This is a genomic window from Caulobacter flavus, assembly GCF_003722335.1.
Classification (GTDB): Bacteria; Pseudomonadota; Alphaproteobacteria; order Caulobacterales; family Caulobacteraceae; genus Caulobacter; species Caulobacter flavus.
Genome location: NZ_CP026100.1, coordinates 3,823,180 through 3,838,924, shown reverse-complemented (window position 1 = coordinate 3,838,924; position 15,745 = coordinate 3,823,180). Strand labels below are relative to the sequence as shown.

Annotated in this window: 16 protein-coding genes and 1 tRNA gene; 10 read left to right on the top strand and 7 right to left on the bottom strand. The window is 67.6% G+C overall.

Features of this window, described 5'->3' with window-relative positions:
- Window positions 1-9: 9 nt before the first annotated feature.
- Complete coding sequence (locus tag C1707_RS17555; protein ID WP_101715869.1) at window positions 10-915, bottom strand: septal ring lytic transglycosylase RlpA family protein; 906 nt, start codon at window positions 913-915, stop codon at window positions 10-12.
- A gap of 136 nt (window positions 916-1,051) precedes the next feature.
- Between C1707_RS17555 and C1707_RS17550 the strand changes: the two genes are divergently transcribed.
- The 3 genes from C1707_RS17550 (at window position 1,052) to C1707_RS17540 (ending at window position 3,201) form a co-directional block, all read left to right on the top strand.
- Window positions 1,052-1,141: transfer RNA gene (locus C1707_RS17550), tRNA-Ser, on the top strand.
- Window positions 1,142-1,242: 101 nt separating this feature from the next.
- Entirely contained in the window at window positions 1,243-2,133 is an 891-nt protein-coding gene (locus C1707_RS17545) for a DUF4424 domain-containing protein (protein ID WP_205686786.1), read from the top strand.
- A gap of 237 nt (window positions 2,134-2,370) precedes the next feature.
- Window positions 2,371-3,201, top strand: coding sequence for a putative phage abortive infection protein (locus C1707_RS17540; RefSeq protein WP_101715867.1), 831 nt, complete (start codon window positions 2,371-2,373; stop codon window positions 3,199-3,201).
- Between the two features lie 59 nt (window positions 3,202-3,260).
- Here the strand turns inward: C1707_RS17540 and C1707_RS26220 are convergent, their stop codons facing one another.
- The 3 genes from C1707_RS26220 to C1707_RS17530 all read right to left on the bottom strand — a co-directional run bounded on the left by C1707_RS26220 (window position 3,261) and on the right by C1707_RS17530 (window position 5,040).
- A complete protein-coding gene (locus C1707_RS26220; RefSeq protein WP_164467381.1) occupies window positions 3,261-3,794 on the bottom strand; it encodes a hypothetical protein in 534 nt (177 codons plus the stop codon).
- A 125-nt stretch (window positions 3,795-3,919) separates the two neighbouring features.
- The gene (locus C1707_RS17535; RefSeq protein ID WP_101715866.1) at window positions 3,920-4,471 is read right to left on the bottom strand and encodes a cysteine hydrolase family protein; all 552 of its coding nucleotides are present in this window, start codon (window positions 4,469-4,471) and stop codon (window positions 3,920-3,922) included.
- Between the two features lie 38 nt (window positions 4,472-4,509).
- Window positions 4,510-5,040, bottom strand: a complete 531-nt coding sequence (locus C1707_RS17530; RefSeq protein WP_101715865.1) for a hypothetical protein — start codon at window positions 5,038-5,040, stop codon at window positions 4,510-4,512.
- A 145-nt stretch (window positions 5,041-5,185) separates the two neighbouring features.
- Here C1707_RS17530 and C1707_RS17525 point away from each other — a divergent pair, with 145 nt between their 5' ends.
- Genes C1707_RS17525 through C1707_RS17515 form a run of 3 tightly spaced genes read left to right on the top strand, consistent with a single transcriptional unit; the run spans window position 5,186 to window position 7,061 of the window.
- Complete coding sequence (locus C1707_RS17525) at window positions 5,186-6,103, top strand: class I SAM-dependent methyltransferase (protein WP_101715864.1); 918 nt, start codon at window positions 5,186-5,188, stop codon at window positions 6,101-6,103.
- Window positions 6,100-6,834 carry a pseudouridine synthase gene (locus tag C1707_RS17520; RefSeq protein WP_101715863.1) on the top strand — a complete coding sequence of 245 codons (735 nt, stop codon included), beginning with the start codon at window positions 6,100-6,102 and terminating at the stop codon, window positions 6,832-6,834. Before C1707_RS17525 ends, C1707_RS17520 begins: the two co-directional genes overlap by 4 nt.
- Complete coding sequence (locus C1707_RS17515; RefSeq protein ID WP_101715862.1) at window positions 6,831-7,061, top strand: sulfurtransferase TusA family protein; 231 nt, start codon at window positions 6,831-6,833, stop codon at window positions 7,059-7,061. Before C1707_RS17520 ends, C1707_RS17515 begins: the two co-directional genes overlap by 4 nt.
- Here C1707_RS17515 and C1707_RS17510 read toward each other — a convergent pair.
- On the bottom strand, window positions 7,033-7,983 hold the full coding sequence (locus C1707_RS17510) for a YihY/virulence factor BrkB family protein (RefSeq protein WP_101715861.1): 951 nt from the start codon (window positions 7,981-7,983) through the stop codon (window positions 7,033-7,035). The genes C1707_RS17515 and C1707_RS17510 overlap by 29 nt on opposite strands.
- Window positions 7,984-8,216: 233 nt before the next feature.
- On the bottom strand, window positions 8,217-9,344 hold the full coding sequence (locus C1707_RS17505) for a CaiB/BaiF CoA transferase family protein (RefSeq protein WP_101715860.1): 1,128 nt from the start codon (window positions 9,342-9,344) through the stop codon (window positions 8,217-8,219).
- Between the two features lie 181 nt (window positions 9,345-9,525).
- Between C1707_RS17505 and C1707_RS17500 the strand changes: the two genes are divergently transcribed.
- On the top strand, window positions 9,526-10,848 hold the full coding sequence (locus C1707_RS17500; protein WP_101715859.1) for a diguanylate cyclase domain-containing protein: 1,323 nt from the start codon (window positions 9,526-9,528) through the stop codon (window positions 10,846-10,848).
- Between the two features lie 17 nt (window positions 10,849-10,865).
- Window positions 10,866-11,588 (top strand): DsbA family oxidoreductase, encoded by a 723-nt coding sequence (locus C1707_RS17495; protein ID WP_101715858.1) that lies wholly within the window; start codon window positions 10,866-10,868, stop codon window positions 11,586-11,588.
- A gap of 44 nt (window positions 11,589-11,632) precedes the next feature.
- Here the strand turns inward: C1707_RS17495 and C1707_RS17490 are convergent, their stop codons facing one another.
- Window positions 11,633-12,430, bottom strand: a complete 798-nt coding sequence (locus C1707_RS17490) for an EcsC family protein (RefSeq protein WP_101715857.1) — start codon at window positions 12,428-12,430, stop codon at window positions 11,633-11,635.
- A 195-nt stretch (window positions 12,431-12,625) separates the two neighbouring features.
- On the opposite strand from C1707_RS17490, the gene hdaA reads away from it, so the two are divergent.
- Together hdaA and C1707_RS17480 are read left to right on the top strand one after the other, a co-directional pair.
- Window positions 12,626-13,357 (top strand): DnaA regulatory inactivator HdaA, encoded by a 732-nt coding sequence (gene hdaA / locus C1707_RS17485; RefSeq protein ID WP_476695748.1) that lies wholly within the window; start codon window positions 12,626-12,628, stop codon window positions 13,355-13,357.
- 103 nt (window positions 13,358-13,460) lie between these two features.
- Window positions 13,461-15,686, top strand: coding sequence for an RNA degradosome polyphosphate kinase (locus C1707_RS17480; RefSeq protein ID WP_101715855.1), 2,226 nt, complete (start codon window positions 13,461-13,463; stop codon window positions 15,684-15,686).
- The last annotated feature ends 59 nt before the right edge of the window (window positions 15,687-15,745 follow it).

The following is a 15,745-nucleotide window of genomic DNA, read 5'->3' as shown; positions in this document are numbered from 1 at the left end:
CAGACCCGCTTAGGGGCGCAGCACCGTCGCGTCGCCAAAGCCCAGCGAAGCGACGCGATCGCGGACGCTCCACGCCAGGCCCTCGTCGTCGCCGGCGCTGACCAGCACGCGATAGAGGGTCCCGCCCGAACGCTCCATCGGCTCGACGGTGACGCGGCCGGCGCCCGACAGGCGTTCGGCGGCGCGCTCGGCGTTGTCGCGGTTGGCGAAGCTGCCGGCCTGGACGCGATAGGCGCCCGACGGCGGGGCGGCGACGGTGACGATCTCCGGCTCGCGCGGCGGCGGCGCGACCGGCGGACGATAGGGCGCGACCGGCGGCGGCGAAGCGGGGATGGAGGCGTAACGCCGGGGCTGGTCGGCGGCGGTCTTCGGCGCGGGGCCGATATAGCGGACGCGGACCTTGGCCAGGCCCTTGCCGCGATAGCCCAGCTCGTCGGCGGCGGCCTTGGAAAGATCGATCAGGCGATCGCCGACGAACGGCCCGCGGTCGTTGACTCGCAGGCGCATCTTGCGGCCGTTCTCGAGATTGGTGACCTCGACGATCGACGGCAGTGGCAGCGTCTTGTGGGCGGCCGACGGCAGGTCCATGTCGAAGACCTCGCCGTTAGCGGTGCGGCGATTGTGGAACTGCTCGCCGTACCACGAGCCGGTTCCGACCACGTCGTAGTTCGGATCGGCCTTCGGATAGTACCAGATCCCCTTGATCTGATAGGGCTTCTCGGTGCCGCGCAGGCCCTGGCCGTAACCGGGCGGCGGCGGACCGTGATACTCGCGGTCGGGCGTGGCCTTGGGCGTTCCCTTGGCGATCGGCAGGCGCGGCGACGGCGTGGCGCAGGCCGCCAGGCCCGCGGCGCCCAGCGCCACGAGGCCCAGGACCTTCAGCGCTCGGATTTCAGATCTTTGTTCGCGCCGCATACGTCGCCAAAACTCCGGATGGTTCGTCCCCCATCATGGTTTCAGCTTCGTTCAGATGTTTTTAGGCTTGGTTAAGGATGCCTGCGACAGATCGTTCTGGAGCCGAAGCACGAGCGCTGATATAGCCGCCCGCTCCGGACAGGTGGCCGAGTGGTTTAAGGCAGCGGTCTTGAAAACCGCCGTAGGTGGAAGCCTACCGTGGGTTCGAATCCCACCCTGTCCGCCACTTCTTCGTCGTCGTCGCCATGCTATCGAAACGGCATGACGCTTCGCTCCCTCCTCCGCTCCGCCGCATTGGTCGCCGCCCTCGCCTGCGCGGGCTCCGCCATGGCCAACGACAGTTCGGCCGAACTGGCGGCCGGCGGGCTGGTGCTGACCAAGACCGCCGCCGTGGCGATGCGGTCGGAAGACCTCTACATCTCGCCGACGGCGGTGCGCGTCCGCTACGTGTTCGAGAACACCAGCGGCAAGGACGTGACGCTGCGGGTAGCCTTTCCGATGCCAGACATCGGCGGCGACGGCTTTTTTATGAGCGACGTGTCGATCCCCATCGACGATCCGGCCAATATCCTGGGCTTCACGACCAAGATCGACGGCAAGCCGGTCAAGGCGCAGATCGAGCAGAAGGCCTTCGGCGGCGGCCAGGACCGCACCGGCTGGCTGGTCGCCAACAGGATTCCGCTGGCGGTTCACCAGGAGGCGGCGACCAAGGCCTTGGAGGCCCTGCCGCCCGCCAAGCTGAAGGAGGCCCGGGCGCTTGGCCTCTACGACGAGGACCAGGGGCCCATCTGGGTGCTGAAGACCACCTATCACTGGAGCCAGACCTTCCCGGCCGGCAGGCCGATCATCGTCGAGCACGCCTATACGCCCTCGGTCGGCGCGACGGTGGCCACCTCGATCGGGACCGAGTACGGCGCGGAAACCCAGGCCAGGTACTGCGTCGACGCGGGCATGGTCGCGGCGGTGAAGCGCGCGGGCGGCGACGGCGGCGCCTATGTCGAGAAATGGATCGACTACGTGCTGGTCACCGGCGGAAACTGGAGCGAGCCGATCGGCGACTTCCGGCTGGTGGTCGACAAGGGCGCGCCTAGGAACCTGGTCAGCTTCTGCGCCGACGGGGTGAAGAAGATCGGCCCGACGCAGTTCGAGGTGCGCCGCAAGAACTGGCGGCCGGAGGAGGATCTGCGGATCCTGCTGCTGGAGCGGCATGAGCCTTAGGACGGCTGAAGCGAGCCATGAGTGGTGTGCGGACGCGAGCGTAAGGCCGGCATCCGGGCCGTCACCGGAGGTATCTTCCGGTTCTCAGAATGTCTCGACGGCCGCTGCTTGGCGCCACCTAGCCTTTACCTTGACTTCACAATCTGAGATTTGGCAGAATTGGCATTTAAGCTTAGACGCGAACGATCTGTGGATTGGCGAAATGGGCCGACGCGCGCTTTCTACATAGGAGCTTACGTGAAGCGCATCTGGGTAATCGCCGCTGCTCTGATCCTAATTTTTTGTTTGTGGGCGGGGCTCATCTTGCTGGTGGCGAGTGGCCACTGGAATCCGCCCGGGACCTGGAATTTTAACGAGACTGGCACCCTCGGAGACTCTTTCGGGATCGTCAGCGCCATGATGGCGACGGCCGCTGCTGTTTTCACCTTCACGACAATGGAAAACGAGCGTTCGGAGTCGCGAAAGCGCGAGCGCGCAGAGCAAGAGCGAGACGCTCAAGCGACCTTGGTTCAGCTGTTGACGTTGCGCAACGAGCTGATCGCGGGAATCGAAATCTCCGTGGGGAAGAAGTTGCTTTCAGGCCACCAGGCAATCGAGCATATGGCATCGTCCATCGCCGATGCCGTCGCCAAACGATCCGAGGAGCAATCTTACACCCCAATCTACAACAGATGGCGCAATGCGCTTGGGCATTATTTTCGCTTCACTTATCACGTTGTTGTTTTTGCGGATGGGAATTTCGATTACCCTAAAAATTACACAAACGTGCGCTGGCTTCGATCTCAACTCACCAATGCAGAGCAAACATTAATTGGTGTAAACTGTTTATATGGGGAAGGACGAGATCAGTTTAAGAAGCTGGTTGAATTCCATGCGCTACTTCACAACATCCATCCCGAGGAGCGAAAGCGACTATCTTTCGATGTTCTGTTCGAGCCCACTGCATTTGATCTCGCGCCCCGCCCTTCGCCGCCAAAATCGTGGCAAGAGCTACTTTTTGAAAGACTAAAAGATACCCTTCGAGATGAATTGGCGTCACTCAAAAAGCGCGCCGAAGGAAAAGTCTAACGGCAGAAGCCGATCATCGCCAATGATGGGGCAGATTCTGCTCTGATCGCCCCCCCCGCTTAATGTTCGGCCTTTACGACTCCGTCGCCAGCCTGATCCTCTTCCTTGCCGCTCTTTTTTTGCGCTGAATTTAGACCAGGATCCCACCAGATCGCCACAATCACAGCTCCGAACAATAGCCCGCACGGATACCACCACACCCCCCTATCTTGAATGGAGTTTAGTCCACTCAGGAGCTGAAGTACGCCGGCGCCACCGACAACGCCAATCACTGCAGAAAAAGCTCCCAACGTGAATACATGCTGCCTCACAATGAAATAGCTCGCGATCCCGCCGATTAATGCACCAAGACTCCAACTACCCAGTCCGACTGGCGATATAAAGGACGCGAAGCTAGCCACCAGCTGCCCCAGTACATCCGGCAAGCATATCCCATTGCCGATGGCCTGCTTCTGAGTTGTTGCCATCGCACCCACTGCAGTCACGATTTTCAATTGCATAACACCCAACGTTTTCCCTAAAGTTGAGCTTCTGCATACAACCTGTGCAATAGCAAGCGCCTCGTTGCCCCTTCGGTTTTTGTGCACCAGCACCGTTCTTTTGAACGACCTGCTCGACGTTCAATGTCTGGGGGCGAGTCAATGACAGAAAGTGGCGGGGCACCGTCAGCGAATGGACATCAACTCCGGCCGAGAAGGGTAACGAGCAGGCTTCGGCGTTACCCCAGCCTCGCCAGGATCTCGTCCGTCCGCGTGACCACCGCGTACTCCCCGTCGAGGTTGGAGAGGCTCATCAGGTGCCATTCCTCGGCGTCGCGGACGACGCCTCCGAGATCGGCCTTGTCGAAGGTGAAGCAGGCGTCGCCCGGCACGGCGACGTCGAAGCCCAGGCAGGCGGCGGCGCGCACGGCAGCCTCGACCGAGTTGTTGGTGGCCACGCCGACCACGACGAGGTGATGCACGTCGCGCAGGCGCAGCCAGCGCTCCAGGCCGCTGCCGGCGAAGGCGTCGGGGACGTTCTTCTCCAGGCGATGCTCGGACGGCAGGGGCTCGAAGCGCGGCTGGAACTCGCAGTTGGACGAGCCGGGCCAGAACGAGCCCTCGGGCGAGCGGCTCATGTGGCGCACGTGGACCACCGGCATGCCGCGAACGCGCCAGGCGTGCAGCAGGTGGGCGGCGTTGTCCTCGGCCTGCGGATTGTTGCGTGGGCCGGTGTTCTCCGGGAGCATGCCGCGCTGCAGGTCGATGATGATGAGGGCCGTGGCGTTCATGGGGCGAGCTTGATGGGCTGCCTGTCGTTGCGCAACCGCTAGCCGCCCGCAGTGCGATAGGCGCGCCGCTTCTCGTCGACCACCGCCTCCGCCTTGCGGCGTTCGGATCTCCAGCGGCGGCGGGCGGCGTCGATCTCCTTTTCCAGGGCGGCCATGCGGCGATCGAGCTCGGCCTTCTCGTCGCGGTGGCGGACCTCCAGTTCGGCCAGATCCGCCTCAGCCCTGTCGAGGGCGGAGCGGTCGGGCGGCGGAGGAGGCTCGGCGGGCTTGGTCGCGCGGGCCTTAGGCTTAGGCTTGCGAGGCGCGTCGGCGATGTCCGGCAGGTTCGGCGCCAGACCGTACGGATCGTTTGATCCGGCGGCGCGGCGCAGCGGCGCGCCGGGATGGGCCTGAGCCGCCTCGATCGCGGCCTCGTCCTCGGAAACGCGGGCGTCGCCCTCGGCGAACAGATCCTGGCGCACGCCCCAGGCGTCCAGCGCCGCCTTCTGGTTCGGCGCGGCGACGACGGAATCGTGGAAGCCGAAACGGGCCTCATAGACCTTCAGTCGCCGGACGGACGCCTTGGCCATGCCGGTTCCTCCTTCCCCAGCAATTCGTCGCGCGCGGCGAGGGTTCCCCGTCCGGGTTCCTGAAAGTCTGGCGTCGCGGACCATGCCAAGGTAACCAACGCCCCTTTCCCGCCCTTCGCGTTCCACGGCCCAAGATCCTCCGCTCATGACCGACACCGTCTCCGCCGCCGTCTATGGCTTTCCTCCCCGCGAGGTGATCGAGACGCCGCGCGGCGCCATGCAGACCGCGCCGACCGTTCCGGGCGCGCAGCCGCTGGAGGCCCTGACCGATGCCTCGATGGACGCCTTCGTGGTCCTGGCCCCGGCCGGCGCGGTCGAGCGCCGCTACGTGCTGGCCCAGGCCCTGCGGGTGCTGAAGCCCGGCGGCCGGCTGACCGTGGCCGCGCCGAAGGATCGCGGCGGCCTGCGTCTGAAGAAGGAGCTGTCGGGTTTCGGCTGCAAGATCGGCGAGGACGCCCGCCGTCACCACCGCATCTGCATGACCCTGCGCCCCGAGACGCCGGCGGGCCTGACCGAAGCCCTGGCCGAGGGCGCGCCGCGCCGCATCGACGGCGAAGGTCTGTGGACCCAGCCCGGCGTGTTCAGCTGGGATCGCCTCGACACCGGCACCGCCCTCCTCATGCAGGCCCTGCCCGCCTTCTCGGGCGCCGGCGCGGACCTGGGCTGCGGCATCGGCGTGCTGGCCCACCAGGTTCTGGCCTCGCCGAAGGTGACGAACCTCGCGCTGGTCGACATCGACCGCCGGGCCCTGGACGCCGCGCGCCGCAATGTCGACGACGCCCGCGTGAGCTTCTCGCACGCCGACATCCGCCTGGGCCTGCCCGAACTTTCGAACCTGGACTTCGTGGTCTCCAACCCGCCGTTCCACGAGGGCGGCGGCGAGGACAAGGCGCTGGGCCAGGCCTTCATCCGCGGCGCCGCGGCGCTGCTGAAGAAGGGCGGCGTGCTGTGGCTGGTGGCCAACCGACACCTGCCCTACGAGGCCGTGCTGGCCGACCACTTCGCCCGCGTGCGCCCGGTGGTCGACCAGGAAGGCTTCAAGGTGCTCGAGGCCGTGAAATGACCAAGGCGCTGATGGCGCGGCTGGACCGGCTGCTGGCCAACCTGGGCTATGGCGCGCGGCGCGAGGTCCAGGCCCTGGTGGCGTCCGGCAAGGTGACCTTCGACGGCGTTCCGCTGAAGGACGCCGGCAAGCGCATCGCCGTGACCGCAGACCTGCCCCAGCACCTGATGATCAGAGGCGTCCCGGTGGATCCGCCCGCGCCGCTGGTGCTGCTGATGAACAAGCCGCTGGGCGTGGTGTGCTCGCATCGCGAGGACGGGGCCAAGATCTACGACCTGCTGCCGCGCCGCTGGCAGATCCGCGACCCGGCGCTGTCGAGCGTGGGCCGGCTGGACAAGGACACCTCGGGCCTGCTGCTGATCACCGACGACGGCGATTTCCTGCACCGGGTGATCTCGCCCAAGCGCCACGTGGAAAAGACCTACCTGGCCAGCCTCGACCGGCCGCTGTCAGGCAAGGAAGGCGAGGCCTTCGCCAGCGGCACGCTGATGCTGGAGGGCGAGGAAAAGCCGCTGCTGCCCGCCAGCCTGGACGTGGTCGACGAGAAGACCGCGCGCCTGACCATCACCGAGGGCCGCTATCACCAGGTGCGCCGGATGTTCGCGGCCATGGACAACCACGTCGTCGCCCTGCACCGGGAGCGCATCGGCGGGATCACGCTGCCAGGCGACCTGGAGCCGGGCAAGCACCGCATCCTCACGACCCAGGAAGCCGAGCAGGTGTTTTCGTGAGCGACATCGAGGTCGACGCGCGCGGCCACCGCTGCCCGGTGCCGACGCTCCGGCTGCGGCGGGCGCTGGAGCACGCGCCGGCCGGGGCGACGGTGCGTCTGCTGGCCGACGATCCCCTGGCGCGCATCGACGTGCCGCACTTCGCCCGCCAGCTGGGCGTGACGCTGGAAGGCGTGGAGGACCTGCCCTCGGGGGCGATCAGCTTTCGGGTGACGAAGGCGCCTTGAGGGCGATGGCCTTGGGCCCGTCGACCAGGGCCTGGGGCCGCTCGTCGAGCGCGATCTCGACCTCGGTGGCCAGGGCGCCGCCGAAGAACACCGCGTTGACGCTCCACGACAGCCAGATCAGGAAGATGATCACCGCCGAGATCGAGCCGTAGGTCGCGCCCAGATGGGCCACCTTCTCGACGTAGAAGGCGCTGGCCCACGACATGAAGACGCAGAACAGGCCCGCGGCGAACCCGCCGGTCAGCGAGGCGCGCCAGCCGACGGGCTGGCGCGACATGGCGTAGCGGTAGATCAGGGTCATGCCCACGATCAGGCCCATGGTCGCCCAGGTCCACTCGCTCTGGATCCACGACACGCCTTCCAGCGGCCGCAGGTTCAGGGTGCTGGAGAGCAGCCTGAAGGTCAGGAACACCCCCGACATCAGGAACAGCAGGCCAAAGGCCGCGATCAGCACGAACAGCGCCATCAGGTTGAAGCCGAAGAAGCCGCGCTGGTCCTCCTCGTCGTGGATGAACGACAGGCCGGCCAGCAGGGCCTTGAAGCCGCGATGGGCGGCGTAGACGCCGATGACCAGGATGACGAGGCTCTGCAGCGAGACGGTGTAGACCGGCGCGTGGGCCAGGCGCTGCATCTCGCTCTGGAAGATCGGCCGCGCGCCGGGCGGCATCATGAAGGCCAGGGCGTCGGCCTGGCGGGCGGCGGTGTTGGGGTCCAGCAGCAGGCTGTAGAGGCCGATCAGAATGGCCAGGCCCGGAAATACCGCCAGGAGGGCGAAGAACGAGACGCCGCCCACATAGAGCATGACGTCGCGCCCCCACAGCCGGGACAGGGCCAGGCCGAGAACGCGAAGGATTTCCTGAACCCAGTGGATCGGGTCGAGATCGAGGTCTCGCCAGCGAATGGGGGCCTTGGGGGGCTGCATCCGGCGGAAACTGCCTCCGGCGGCCCGGTGAAGCAACCCTTGACGGCGCCGCTGTCCGGAAAGCCCCCCTCCAGACGGTCAAAGACGCGCCGCCTCAGGGAAAGCGACGCGTCTCCGCAGGTCTTGCCTGAACCGGCCGCCGCATCGAGGGACGGGTTGGCGCGGCGGCCGGTCACAGTTCGAAGGTAGGATTCGCCGCCTGAACCGCATCTGAACGCGGTTGTCAGCTTGCGTCAGAGTGCGCCGGAAGCCTCCAGCGCGGCGATGGCGGCGGCGTCGAAGCCCCAGTCCCCGAGAGCGGAGACGTTGTCGGCCCCGATCTTGGGCGGCGGTCCCTGAATGACGCCGGGCGTCGCCGAAAAGCGCGGCGCGGGCGCGGGCTGGATGACGCCGGCCACCTCGACGAAGGTCTCGCGCGCCTTGTTGTGGGCGTGGCCAGGAGCCTCGTCCATCGACAGCACCGGCGCGAAGCAGACGTCGGTGGCGTCCATGATCTGGCACCACTCGTCGCGGGTCCTGGTCGCGATGACGGCGGCCAGCTTCTCGCGCAGGGCCGGCCAGTCCTCTCGGCTCATCTGGGCCTGGAAGTGCGGGTCGGTGATGCCGGTCTTCTCCAGCAGCAACAGGTAGAACTGCGGCTCGATCGAGCCGATCGACACCCACTTGCCGTCGGCGCACCGATAGGTGTCGTAGAAGTGGGCCCCGCCGTCGAGCAGGTTGCTGCGCCGTCCCTCGCGCCACATGCCCATGGCCTTGAAGCCGTAGAACATAGCCATCAACGAGGCTGCGCCGTCGCTCATGGCGCAGTCGATGACCTGGCCCTGGCCGGTCTCGCGGGCGTGGATCACCCCGGCCAGCAGGCCGAAGGCCAGATAGAGCGCCCCGCCGCCGAAGTCGCCCACCAGGTTCAGCGGCGGGATCGGCTTGTCCTCTGTACCTATAGCGTCCAGCGCGCCGGTGATGGCGATGTAGTTCATGTCGTGGCCGGCGGCCTTGGCATAGGGACCGGTCTGGCCCCAGCCGGTCATGCGGCCGTAGACGAGCCTGGGGTTACGGGCGAGCGCCGTGTCGGGGCCCAGGCCCAGGCGCTCCATCACCCCGGGGCGGAAACCCTCGAACACCGCGTCGGCGGTCTCCATCATCTTCAGGCAGGTCTCGACCGCGGCGGGCTGCTTGAGGTCCAGCGCCACCGAGCGGCGGCCGCGGGCGGTGACGTCGGCCGGCGAGGAGCGGCCCGAGCCCTTGCGGTCGATGCGCACGACGTCGGCGCCGAGGTCCGACAGCAGCATGCCGCAGAACGGTCCGGGGCCGATGCCCGCGAATTCCAGCACCTTCAGCCCAGACAGCGGTCCCTGGCCCATCGCTTCTCCTCCCGTTTCATCTCGTTGGCGGCAGTAGGGACCGGTTGACGCCCGGTCAGGCAAGCCCGGGAGAAATCGCCTGTCGACAAGGTAAAGACTGCGACCACGCATCCCTTTGCCGCACCCTCGCCTCTGCTATGTTGGCTCGCGAATCGAAGGCCTGCGCCAGCGGAGAACGAATTTGGCGGTGAACGCCCGGATCCTGATCGTGGCGCGTGACGACACGCGGGCCGGTCCCCTGTCCGAAGGGCTGGACCGCCTGGGCTGGCGCACCATCACCGCGCGCGGGCCCTATGCCGCCCTCGCCGCCCTGGGCGACCTGCAGATCGAGGCGGTGATCGTCGACCTCGACGCCGCCGGTCCCGACAGCCAGACCCTCGCCCGTCGCCTGAAGGCCGCCGTGGCCCCGCGCCGCCTGCCGGTGATCGCCATCGGCGAGCCGGGCACGGACGCCGGCCAGAGCGCCTTCGACCTGACCCTGTCGCCGCCGTTGCATCCGTCGCAGGCGGTGCTGCGCCTGGAATCCCTGGTCCGCACGGCCATCGCCGAGGAAGAGTTCGAGCTGCGGCTGACCACCTTCGGCGATCGCGGCCGGCGGCTGGACCTGCCGGAAGCCGCCAGCGCCCCCTATCGCGTGCTGGCCATCGGCGAGCCGGCGCCGCAGTTCCTGGCGCTGTCGAACGCCCTGACCCGCAGCGGCGCCGACGTGGTGGGCGCCTTCACCGCCTACACCGCCTTCGACTACCTGCACGAGCGGGCCTTCGACGCGGTGGTGCTGTGGGCCGGCGAGAACCAGCAGGAGGCGCTGTCGATCGCCGCCGGCATGCGGCGCAACACCCGCCTCTTCCACATCCCGGCGCTGCTCTACATGAACGCCGAGAGCTACGTGACGATGTCGGAGGCGTTCCATCGCGGCGTCTCGGACGTCGCCTCGCCCCAGACGCCGGAGGGCGACACGGCCCGCCGGGTCATCGAGCTAGCCCGCAACTACCGTCGCGGCGAAGCCATTCGCGGCGCGCTGGAGAAGGCCCGCAGCTCGGGCCTGATGGACGCGGCCACGGGCCTGTTCACCCGCGACCTGTTCGCCGCCCACCTGGCCCGCCTGGCCGGCGCCGCCCGAGAACGCGGCCGTCCGCTGTCGATCGGCGTGCTGCGCGTGGCCGACAAGGCCGACGTCGTCTGGGCGCGTCAGAACGGCTGGCTGGACCGCGCCATTCCGCAGATCGGTTCGATGGTCGGTCGCCTGGTCCGCGTCGAGGACACCGCCGCGCGCCTGGCGCCGGAGGTCTTCGCCCTGGCGCTGCCGGCCACCAACCTGGCCGCCGCCAAGGCCGCCGCCGAGCGCATCGCCGCCGTCATCGGCTGCACCGCCTTCGACGCCGGCGAGGACCGCAGCCCGTTCGTCTGCGAATTCGACATCGGCGTCGCCCAGATCGAGCCGGGCGAAACCGCCATCCACGCGCTGGAGCGCGCCGCTTCCCAGGCCCTCCAGAAGGCCATCTAGTTCTCAGGAGTAAGGCCATGGGTCAGCCGATCACCGTCGACGTCGTCGCCGACGTCGTCTGCCCTTGGTGCTATCTGGGCTGGCGGCGGGTGAAGAGCGCCCTGGCCGCGCGCCCTGACCTCGAGCCGATCGTCATCTGGCGTCCGTACCAGCTGGATCCGACCCTTCCGGAAGAAGGCGTCGATCGCGCCGCCTACATGGCCGGCAAGTTCAAGGACCAGACCCGGCTGAAGGCCGTGCACAAGGCGCTGCAAGAGGCCGGGGCCGAGGAAGGCATCAGCTTCGCCTTCGACAAGATCGCCCTGTCGCCCAACACCAGCGCCGCCCACCGCCTGATCCGCTGGGCGCGCGGCGCGGCCGTGCAGGACGAAGTGGTCGAGGGCCTGTTCGCGGCCTATTTCGAGGAAGGGCGCGACATCGGCGATCCCGTCGTGCTGGGCCAGATCGCCAAGGCGGCTGGCATGGACGAGGTGGCCGTGCTGCAGCTGCTGGCCGACGGCGCCGACAAGGACGTGATCGTCCAGCAGCACGCCATGGCCGTTCAGGGCGGCGTCACGGGCGTGCCGGTGGCGATCTTCGCCGGCAAGGTGGCGGTGGTCGGCGCCGAGAGCCCCGAGAACCTGCAGAAGGCGCTCGAGCAGGCGCTTCTTCAAAAGCCTCTCCGTGGGGAGAGGGAGGGGCCCGCCGCGAAGCGGTGGGAGGGTGAGGGCGTACACTGTCGGCGGTCCCATCACCTTTGATCATCGCCCTATCCGGATAGACCTAAACCCCTCACCCTCCCATGCTACGCATGGGCCCCTCCCTCTCCCTTTGGGAGAGGTGGAATAGATTCCAGCCGCATCCGGTAGGCCATCACCGCCGTGTGGCCGAGTTTCTCGACCAGGCGCCAGTTGACGATGGCCCCCACCGGCGCGCCGACGACCGGCAGCAGTTGGGCCAGCTTCGCCAGGTCGATGTGGTCGCGGTACTGCTGCTGGAAGGCGCGCCAGTCGAAGCCGGAAAGGTCGCTCGGATGGGTTCGCGCGTCCCAGCCGTCCATCGCCTCGAACACCCTGGCGCGATGGGCTGAATCCGAGAACGCCAGCTCGAAGATGTGCAGGATGTAGAGCCGCTCGGAGAGCTCGGCGCCGTCATGACCGAAGGCCGCGGCGATCTCGAACAGGAGCTTGATCTTGAAGCTCATCAGCAGCGGGAAGTCGGCGGCGGCCAGGACGAAGCCCCCTGCCCCGGCGATCCCGCCCTCGGCGGCGGCGGTCTTCTTCCAGTTGGCGATCGCCGTCCGCACGCGCTCCAGCCGCTCGGCCAGCGTGGCCTGGACCAGCGGCGCGCCGGTGGCGAAGTCCGAACCGGTGAGAATGGCCCGGGTCATGCCCTGCATCGCCGCGGTGATGGCGGCGTGGACCTTTTCCGGGATGATCTGGTTGACCTTCAGCTGGACGGCGCGGGCGGCCATGCCCAAGGCGCCCGGCGGCTTGGTCATCTCGGCGCGCCAGGCGGCGAGATCGGCGGTGGCGGCGGTCTGGGCCAGCTGAGAACTCCAAAGTGAATCGCGGCGACGTCGAAGCGTTTGCCGCCGGATCATGCCGCAGTCGGGGAAACGCTCGAAGTCCCCAGAAGATTAACGCTCAACAGGCCGGTGGATCATTTGACCACGGCCGTCCACACCGGCGTCCACACGAGCATCCACACCCGCTTTCTGCGTCCACACCTATCGCCCCCTATATCCCCAAGACCGCCCGCGCGCCGTCTCGCGGCGCAGCGGCCCGCCGCCTATACCTTGCCTACCCATTCACCATGTGACTTCGCCCCGACCTTGAGCCAGCTGAAATTGCCGTTGGAACGCCTGCCCACCTTCGAGCGGGCCGACTTCGCCGTCTCGCCGGCGAACGAGGACGCCGTGCGCGCCGTCGATACGTGGCCGGAGTGGCCGAACGGCCGTCTGGCCCTGATCGGCCCGTCGGGCTCGGGCAAGACCCACCTGGCGCGCGCCTGGGCCGCGCAGGCTAGCGCCGTGATCGTCGACGCCACCGATCCTCACCAGGCGCCGCTCAACCTGCCCGCCCTGCGCGGCCGCGCCGTGCTGGTCGAGGACGCCGACCGCCGAGCCCTGGGCGGCGTGGTGTCCGACGAGGACCTGTTTCACCTGCTGAACATGGCCGGCGTCGACGGCGGCAGCCTGCTGCTGACCGCCCAGACCGCGCCGCTGGAATGGCAGACGATCGTGCCGGACCTGCGCTCGCGCCTCAATGCGCTGACCGCCGCCCTGATCGACGAGCCCGACGACGTGGTGCTGGAAGCGGTGCTGCGCCGAGCCTTCGCCGATCGGCTGATCCGTCCGGCCGACGACGTCTACGCCTATCTGCTGCGCCGCATTCCGCGCAGCGCGCCCGAGGCCGTGGCCCTGGTGGCGCTGCTGGACGAGGCGGCCTCCGAGGGCAATCGCGGCATCACCCGCGCCTTCGTGGCGCAAGTGCTGGCGTTCGGCGAGGACGACGCGTTCGAGGACTGAACGGGACTGAGCGAAAGCCCGGCTTTTCTTGAAGAAATCCCTGTTTGTCTTGCGGCTGTCATCGGGCTCGTCCACCATGCCGGGCATTGCCCTGGAGTAGACGATGACAGACGCCGCCGCCCTCGCGCCCGCCCCTCACAAGGTGGAGACCGCGCCCGAGGATCGCGCGCGGCTGACGCTCGACGAGGACCTGCTGGCCTCGCCCGAGCGGTTCTTCAATCGCGAACTGTCGTGGCTGGCCTTCAACCAGCGCGTGCTCGAGGAAAGCGCCAATCCGCGCCACCCGCTGCTGGAGCGCCTGCGCTTCCTGTCGATCAGCGCCAACAACCTCGACGAATTCTACATGGTGCGCGTGGCCGGCCTGAAGGGCCAGGTGCGCGAGAGCGTGCGCGTGGTCAGCCAGGACGGCCTGACGCCGGGCGAGCAGTTGACCCGCATCAACGCCTCTGCCTTCGAGCTGATGAGCGAGCAGCAGAAGATCTGGCGCGAGGTGCGCGCCGAGCTGTGGGCCGAGGGCCTGAAGCTGCTGGACGCCAAGGACATCGTCGGCGCCGACCGCGAGCGCGCCGAGGACATCTTCAAGTCGCGCATCTTCCCGGTGCTGACGCCGCTGGCCGTCGATCCCGCCCACCCGTTCCCGTTCATCCCGAACCTGGGCTTCTGCCTGGCGCTGAAGCTGCGCCGGATCGCCGACGACAAGCACCTGTACGCCCTGGCGCCGATCCCCAACCAGGTGCAGCGCTTCTGGGAGATCGCCAGCACCGCCCGCGGCCGCAAGCGCGAGCGCAAGATCGTGGCGCTGGAAAGCTTCATCATCCTGTTCCTCGACCACCTGTTCCCCGGTTACGAGGTCGAGGGCCGGGGCCTGTTCCGCCTGATCCGCGACAGCGACCTGGAGATCGAGGAAGAGGCCGAGGACCTGGTGCGCGAGTTCGAGGCGCGCCTGAAGAAGCGGCGCCTGGGCCGCGTGGTGCGGGTGAAGATCCAGACCACCATGCCCGCCGACCTGCGCGAGTTCATCATCGAGGGCCTGCGCGCCCAGCCCGAAGACGTGGTGCTGGTCGACGGCAAGCTGGGCCTGGCCCAGATGAGCGAGCTGATCCCGCCCGACCGTCCGGACCTGAAGTTCAAGCCCTACAACGCCCGCTTCCCCGAGCGCGTGCGCGACCACGGCGGCGACTGCTTCGCGGCGATCCGCGAGAAGGACATCCTGGTCCACCATCCGTTCGAGAGCTTCGACGTGGTGGTGCAGTTCCTCCGCCAGGCAGCCCGCGACCCCAACGTGCTGGCGATCAAGCAGACGCTTTATCGCACCTCGAAGGACAGCCCGATCGTGGCGGCCCTTATCGAGGCGGCCGACAACGGCAAGAACGTCACCGCCCTCGTGGAGATCAAGGCGCGGTTCGACGAGGAGAACAATCTGAAGTGGGCGCGCGACCTCGAACGGGCCGGCGTGCACGTGGTGTTCGGCTTCGTCGACTGGAAGACCCACGCCAAGCTGTCGGTGGTGGTCCGCCGCGAGGGCGACTCCCTGCGCACCTACTGCCACTTCGGCACCGGCAACTATCACCCGCAGACGGCGAGGGTTTACACCGACCTTTCCCTGTTCACCTGCGATCCGGCCATGGGCCGCGACGGCGGCAAGCTGTTCAACTTCATCACCGGCTACGCCCAGCCCGGCGCGCTGGAAAAGCTGTCCTTCTCGCCCCAGACCCTGAAGCCCGACCTGCTGGCCATGATCGCCGCCGAAGCGGCCAACGCCCGCGCCGGCAAGCCGGCGGGCATCTGGGCCAAGATGAACGCGGTGGTCGACCCTCAGATCATCGACGCGCTCTACGCCGCCAGCCAGGACGGCGTGCAGATCGACCTGGTGGTGCGCGGCATTTGTTGTTTGAGGCCCGGGATCGCAGGCCTGTCGGACAACATCCGGGTCAAGTCGATCGTCGGCCGCTTCCTCGAGCACAGCCGCGTCGTGGCCTTCGCCAACGGCGCCGACATGCCCAGCGCCCAGACCCGGGCCTTCATCAGCTCGGCCGACTGGATGCCGCGCAACCTCGACCGCCGGGTGGAAAGCCTGGTGCCGATCGAGAACCCGACCGTGCATCAGCAGGTGCTGAGCCAGATCATGGTCGCCAACCTCAATGACGAGGCCCAGAGCTGGCGCCTCGACAGCGAGGGTCGCTATGCCCGCGATCCGGCCTGGGAGAGCAAGGGCGCGTTCTCGGCCCACGAGTACTTCATGACCAATCCCAGCCTGTCTGGGCGCGGCCACCACGTGCAGGACCTGCCGCGCGCCTTCGACCACGTCGGCCCAAAGCGCAAGCGCTAGCCTAAAAACTGGGGAGCGACGGCTTTCGTGACGGTTTCGTCCAAGGCCGCTGCTTCCCC

Bases quoted from the DNA above. Each gene is read 5' to 3' on its own strand.
- C1707_RS17505 (WP_101715860.1), bottom strand. From the start codon at position 9,344: ATGGGCCAGGGACCGCTGTCTGGGCTGAAGGTGCTGGAATTCGCGGGC.
- C1707_RS17520 (WP_101715863.1), top strand. From the start codon at position 6,100: ATGACCAAGGCGCTGATGGCGCGGCTGGACCGGCTGCTGGCCAACCTG.
- C1707_RS17495 (WP_101715858.1), top strand. From the start codon at position 10,866: ATGGGTCAGCCGATCACCGTCGACGTCGTCGCCGACGTCGTCTGCCCT.
- C1707_RS17545 (WP_205686786.1), top strand. From the start codon at position 1,243: ATGGCCAACGACAGTTCGGCCGAACTGGCGGCCGGCGGGCTGGTGCTG.
- C1707_RS17480 (WP_101715855.1), top strand. From the start codon at position 13,461: ATGACAGACGCCGCCGCCCTCGCGCCCGCCCCTCACAAGGTGGAGACC.
- C1707_RS17525 (WP_101715864.1), top strand. From the start codon at position 5,186: ATGACCGACACCGTCTCCGCCGCCGTCTATGGCTTTCCTCCCCGCGAG.
- C1707_RS17535 (WP_101715866.1), bottom strand. From the start codon at position 4,471: ATGAACGCCACGGCCCTCATCATCATCGACCTGCAGCGCGGCATGCTC.
- C1707_RS17555 (WP_101715869.1), bottom strand. From the start codon at position 915: ATGCGGCGCGAACAAAGATCTGAAATCCGAGCGCTGAAGGTCCTGGGC.
- C1707_RS17530 (WP_101715865.1), bottom strand. From the start codon at position 5,040: ATGGCCAAGGCGTCCGTCCGGCGACTGAAGGTCTATGAGGCCCGTTTC.
- C1707_RS17490 (WP_101715857.1), bottom strand. From the start codon at position 12,430: ATGATCCGGCGGCAAACGCTTCGACGTCGCCGCGATTCACTTTGGAGT.
- C1707_RS17510 (WP_101715861.1), bottom strand. From the start codon at position 7,983: ATGCAGCCCCCCAAGGCCCCCATTCGCTGGCGAGACCTCGATCTCGAC.